Source organism: Undibacterium sp. RTI2.2, assembly GCF_035018705.1.
GTDB lineage: Bacteria > Pseudomonadota > Gammaproteobacteria > Burkholderiales > Burkholderiaceae_D > Undibacterium.
This window is the reverse complement of record NZ_JASJXN010000081.1, coordinates 1-6139: the sequence shown is the minus strand read 5'-3', so window position 1 is coordinate 6139 and position 6139 is coordinate 1. Positions and strand designations below refer to the sequence as shown.

General features: G+C 46.4%; 3 protein-coding genes. All 3 read left to right on the top strand.

From position 1 onward, the window contains the following. Positions 1-231: 231 nt before the first annotated feature. The 3 genes from ltaE (at position 232) to QN395_RS20780 (ending at position 5742) form a co-directional block, all read left to right on the top strand. Positions 232-1305 (top strand): low-specificity L-threonine aldolase, encoded by a 1074-nt coding sequence (gene ltaE / locus QN395_RS20790; RefSeq protein ID WP_323492957.1) that lies wholly within the window; start codon positions 232-234, stop codon positions 1303-1305. Between the two features lie 493 nt (positions 1306-1798). After that, the gene (locus QN395_RS20785) at positions 1799-3460 is read left to right on the top strand and encodes a VRR-NUC domain-containing protein (RefSeq protein WP_323492956.1); all 1662 of its coding nucleotides are present in this window, start codon (positions 1799-1801) and stop codon (positions 3458-3460) included. Beyond that, entirely contained in the window at positions 3457-5742 is a 2286-nt protein-coding gene (locus QN395_RS20780; protein ID WP_323492955.1) for an ATP-dependent DNA helicase, read from the top strand. Before QN395_RS20785 ends, QN395_RS20780 begins: the two co-directional genes overlap by 4 nt. The last annotated feature ends 397 nt before the right edge of the window (positions 5743-6139 follow it).

Genomic DNA, 6139 nt, shown 5'->3' with positions numbered 1-6139 from the left:
CAAACAAGAAAACCAATCGCAACAGTGGCCACACCCATGCTCGACTTTACTGGTTTGGGTATTTTGCAAGAAGCTCTGATTCCCTATTTTTATCGTCACGATAACGACTCGCTTTGCTTATGATATTGTCGAGCACTCTCCAATAAATTGACGACTAGTCAGCAAATAACAGATCTACTAGTCAATCACTCAAAAGTCTCAAACCAAACCATCTTTTATCGGAATAAATTCATGGGCGATTTTCGAAGCGATACCGTAACGCAACCCACACTCGCGATGAAGCAAGCGATGTCCGACGCGCCTTTAGGTGACGACGTGTATGGAGATGATCCTACCGTCAACCGACTACAAGACATGGCGGCAGAGATGCTCGGGTTTGAAGCATCTCTATTTGCACCAAGTGGCACTCAAACCAATCTGATCGCCTTGATGGGACATTGCCAGCGCGGAGACGAAGCGATAGTTGGTCAACAATGGCACACGTACCGTTGGGAGGCTGGCGGCATGGCAGTGCTTGGATCAATTCAGCCACAACCCTTAGAAAATCAGCCAGATGGCACGATAGCGCTTGACGATATTGCATCCGCGATTAAGCCTGATGATCCTCATTTTGCAAGGACACGGCTTATCGTTCTTGAAAACACGACCGGTGGCAAAGTTCTGCCACTCGTTTATATGCGTAATGTCCAGATGCTGGCAAAAAAATATGGTTTGCGCTCCCATATTGATGGCGCGCGCTTGATGAACGCCGCAGTATCGATCGCGACAGAGAATAGTACCGATCCAATCGAGGAAGCGAAGAACATCTGCCAGTCCTACGATTCTGTCTCGCTTTGTTTGTCCAAGGGATTAGGTGCGCCAATAGGATCTTTATTACTTGGTTCCTCCTCTTTCATTACGCAGGCGAAACGCACACGAAAAATGCTCGGTGGTGGTATGCGTCAAGCTGGAATATTGGCGGCGGCAAGTATATATGCACTAGAAAATAATGTTCAAAGATTGACTGATGACCATGCAAATGCGTCGATGTTGTCGAACGGACTAAAAGAGATTATCCGCACTCATGCGAGGCTGAATGAAAGCTCGACTGTCGTCCATCCTGCACATACGAATATATTGTTTATGGATGTTGCCAGCGATGTCGCAAACGTCTTTTTGCCGTATTTAGCAGAGAACAATATTCGTGTGACAAGCGGGATTCAAAAAAGCAAAGATGGTCCGATCAGACGTATCCGTTGGGTGACACATCTCGACGTAAATCAATCCGATGTTGAACGAGCTCTTACGGTAGTGGCTCGTTTTTAAAGATAACTGTGGTAATTTCAACCGGTCAACGCAACTAAAAGTGACGACCGTCACGCCCCATTGCATTGTAGTTAAACCGAAATTTAGCAATTGTACTTCTCTTAAAGATACAGCATCCTTTGCCGCCCAGGGCTTTAGATTCCATCTGAATTAAAGCGCGATCATCAATATTCTTTTCCCATCCTTAACTTTCTAAACCGATGGTCAAAGTGTTCAGTATTAATCTCTTTCATGGAGCTTGCAATGATTTGGAGAGCTGGCTATTAGGATTAGTCTGCTCTTAAAATAATCTCACCATTATCAATTTAACTTAACTTACGTTGTGTTTTTAGAAATTCCAAGCCGTTTCCAGTGCATTAATTTTGAATCACCGATTTGATTCAAACACACATTAAGAATAAGAGGAGCCTCCCGCATAAAACAGTCACTATCAAACTCCAAGGTAAACAGATAAACTGTATGCATATACAGTTAAAAATCTCTACATCCCGCAATGAAGCAAGTCTTACCAAACCCGCTGTACTACCTGTGTAACTTCCAACTAGTACTGGATTGGGTCAGTGAACGATACGATGATGTGTTAATTCCTGAAGAGCGCACTTTCATTGCAGATTTCGGTAACTTGCCACAAGCCTCACAAGCCTTATTTGTCCGCACGGTCATGCGTAAAGGCGACTATTTCCGTCAAAGCAAACTGAGCTATCTTGAGATAGGTGACACACATCAAGCGATGTTGCCTTTGATTAAAGTAGGATGGATTAACCCTGATCCGATATTGACGTTAGACCAGCTTTTTGAGCTTCTACAAAAGCCAGAAATTGTCGCTTTATTCTCACTCATCGGACCATCTAAACAACTCCGCAAGGCAGAACAACTAGACTATCTTCGCGGCTATCTTCCGAGTGTCAGCACCCAAGCAAAGGTATTCTCAGCCTGGCATCCGTCCTCAAAAGAATCAGTAGTGCATATCCAGAACAAAGCCCTCTGTGACCGCTTGCGCCTGATCTTCTTTGGTAATTGGCAGCAAGACTGGTCAGAATTCGTCTTATCTGATCTCGGTATTTATCGCTATGAGGCAATCCCATTCTCAATGGCGTCGCGAGGATTTCAAACGCGTCGTGATATCGAGGATTACATTGCCCTGCAAGCCTGTCGCGACTTGTTTCATGCGGAAGAACCTATTGCACTGGTACTCGGTGAGTTAGCAAAGACCACCAGCGAGAATGACTGGATCAATCGACGGCGCGATAAGCTCCTGTTCCAGCTGGGACAACAAGCAGAAAAGCAAAAAGACTGGGATCAAGCATTAGCGGTTTATGAGATGAGTCGTTATCCAGGAGCCAGGCTGCGTACCATCCGCGTATTAGAAAAGACCGGGCAAAGCACCGCTGCATTACAACTACTCAACGAGGCCCTTATCACGCCTGAGAGTGATGCCGAACTCCAGCAGCTACAGCGGAGTGCGCCACGCCTGAATCGTAAGCTAGGCTATCAGAAACCAGTGACATCAACGATGTCTAAAGCTGACATCATTACCCTCCGACTACCTTATCCCGACACGTCGTTTTACGTCGAAGGCGTCGTCAAAGACTATCTGATGCAAGAAGAGGCACCGGTCTACTATGTCGAGAACACGCTGATCAATTCGCTATTTGGCTTGCTATGTTGGACAGCTATTTTTAAGCCGATTCCGGGTGCGTTCTTCCATCCTTTTCACCGCGGGCCAGTCGATTTAACCAGTGCTGATTTCCATCAACGACGACAGAGCGACTTTGCTGTTTGCCTTGCACAACTCGACTCTGATGACTACCGTACCTCCATACGTCAAACCTACCAAGCTAAACAAGGTATCCAATCGCCTTTTGTCTTTTGGGGTGCCTTAGATGAAGACTTGCTCAATCTTGCATTAACCTGTATTCCTGCCCAGCATCTACGGCATTGGTTTCATCGTATCTTGTCTGACATCAAAGCGAACCGAAATGGCTTTCCTGATTTGATCCAGTTCTGGCCAAAAGATCAGCGTTACAACATGATTGAAGTCAAAGGTCCTGGTGACCGTCTGCAAGACAATCAGCAACGACTGATCGACTACTGCACCCTACATCAGATGCCAATCTCAGTGTGCTATCTCGAATGGCTTGAGGAAACTCAGTGAGTCTCAAACTCTACACTGTTGCCGTGCGTGCTCTGTGTGAATTTATTGCAAAACAAGGTGACCTCGATCTTCGTTTTACGCCATCTCCCTCGGCGCAAGAAGGGATAGAAGGTCATACGCAAGTCACGTCCCGCAGAGCAGCCAGCTACCAGCGTGAAGTCCGGCTCGAAGGCCGCTATTTAGAGCTACTGGTTAAAGGTCGAGCGGATGGCTATGATCCTGAACATCAACAGCTAGAAGAAATCAAGACCTATCGCGGCAACTTGACTACGATGCCGGAGAATCACCGGCAACTGCATTGGGCACAAGCTAAAGTGTATGCTCATTTGCTTTGCCAAAAGCTGGCTCTCTCTAAGCTCAATGTCGCACTGATCTACTACAACGTCGATTCCCAACAAGAAACAGCCCTATCAGAAACCTACACTGCACAGGCGTTAGCGTCTTTCTTCGATGGCCTTTGTGATCAGTTTTTAACTTGGGCTCGACAAGAGCTGGCACATCGGGAACAACGTGATGGCGCCTTAAAAGCGATGCGTTTCCCCCATCCGCAATTTAGAGCGGGACAGCGTGAGCTGGCGGAGGCCATCTACAAAGCCAGTAACCGCACCTGCTGCTTATTGGCACAAGCACCGACCGGTATCGGTAAAACGATAGGCAGCTTGTTTCCTATTCTCAAAGCCAGTGCCGAACATCATCTCGATAAAATCTTCTTCCTCGCCGCAAAAACGTCAGGCCGCCAGTTAGCGTTGCATGCAATTCAGACGCTGCAAGAACACCTGCCACGCACGACTTTACGATCCCTGGAACTCGTCGCTAAAACCAATGGCTGTGAGTTCCCTGAAAATGCCTGTCATGGAGACTCATGTCCTTTAGCAAAAGGGTTCTATGACCGCCTACCTTCCGCACGCGCGGCAGCCTTACAAGTGCCGATACTGGATCAAGAGAACTTACGTTCAATCGCCTTAGCCCATCAGGTCTGTCCATATTACCTCAGTACAGAAATGGCGAAATGGTGTGATGTGATTGTCGGCGACTATAACTACTACTTTGACTTGAATGCCATGTTGTATGGACTGACCGTTAGTCATGCCTGGAAGATTGGTGTTCTCGTTGATGAGGCACACAACATGGTTTCCAGAGCGCGTACCATGTACACAGCAGAACTGTGTCATCGACAGATTAAAGTGGCACGTAAGCAGGCACCGACGAACTTAAAAAAGTCATTAGACCGGCTTCATCGCCAATGGCTCGTATTAGAAAAAGCGCAGGAGAGCCAGCAGCAACAACAGCGCTGCAACGATCAACAGCAAGCTTATGTCGTTTATGCCGAACTGCCAGATAAATTCGGTAAAGCCTTAGGCACACTTTGTTCTGAGATAGGCGCGTACTTTGCTGACAATCCAATTACCATTAGTCCAGAACTGCAGCAGTTTTATTTCGATGCTTTACTCTTTAATCGCTTAGGTGAGAGCTTTGGAGATCACTCACTATTTGACGCGACAGCGACGAACGGCGACTCGATACTTTGCATCAGAAACATCGTGCCAGCCCCGTTTCTCAAACCTCGGTTTAAAGCAACACATACCAGTGCCTTATTCTCCGCCACCTTAAGTCCTTGGAATTACTACTGTGATTTACTGGGTATGCCAGAAAGCACTGCATGGGTCGATGTGGAATCCCCCTTTAGCGCTAACCAGTTAGCTGTGAATATCATTGAAACAATATCGACCCGCTATACAGACCGTGATCATTCTTTAATCCCAATGACTACCTTAATGGCGCAACAATATGAAGAAGCACCGGGCAATTATTTGGCCTTCTTCAGTAGCTTTGAGTACATGGATCAAGTTGCACGTTTGTTCCAAGAACGCTTTCCATCAATCACGATATGGACACAAACAAGGCGTATGGATGAATGCGCCAGAAAACATTTTTTAGAGAGCTTCACCGAGTCCAGTAATGGGATAGGATTTGCCGTCTTAGGTGGCGTCTTTGGTGAGGGAATCGATTTGCCTGGTACGCGCTTGATTGGTGCTTTTATTGCGACATTGGGATTACCCCAAATGAATCCGGTCAATGAGCAGATTAAACAACGTATGCAGCAGTTATTCGGCTCAGGGTATGACTATACCTATCTTTATCCCGGCATACAAAAGGTAGTTCAGGCAGCAGGACGCGTCATCCGCACTACGACGGATCAAGGAGTGATTTATTTGATTGATGATCGGTTTGCGGAGCCTGAGATTAGGCGATTGATGCCGGAGTGGTGGGGATTGTCTTGAGAGAGATAGACAGTTTTCATCCGCACCTGTTCAACGGTCTCTTTTAATACGGCCCTATTCTTTTCAAAAGCAACCCAATCATTGAGTTTTATATTAATAATTTTATGAACGGTTGAATCAACAGATGGTAGTTATACCTCCCGAAGCCAGTAATAAGCCAAACGCAAGAATGACCGAGGTGCGGAAAAAGGTGAATGCTGGACACAAACTAAAAATCGCCTGCCGATGCGCTAATGTGTAGTGATTGCGACAACGTTACTGCTAGCCTCTGCCAATTGACTGCGATAACTACTCCTCAGACACAAATAATGTTTTATCTATTGAGGTTCTTGCAAAACGAAACACCGGAGAGTAATTTTATTGCGAGAAGCGCAAAATAGATGAGAAAGGAGCGGCC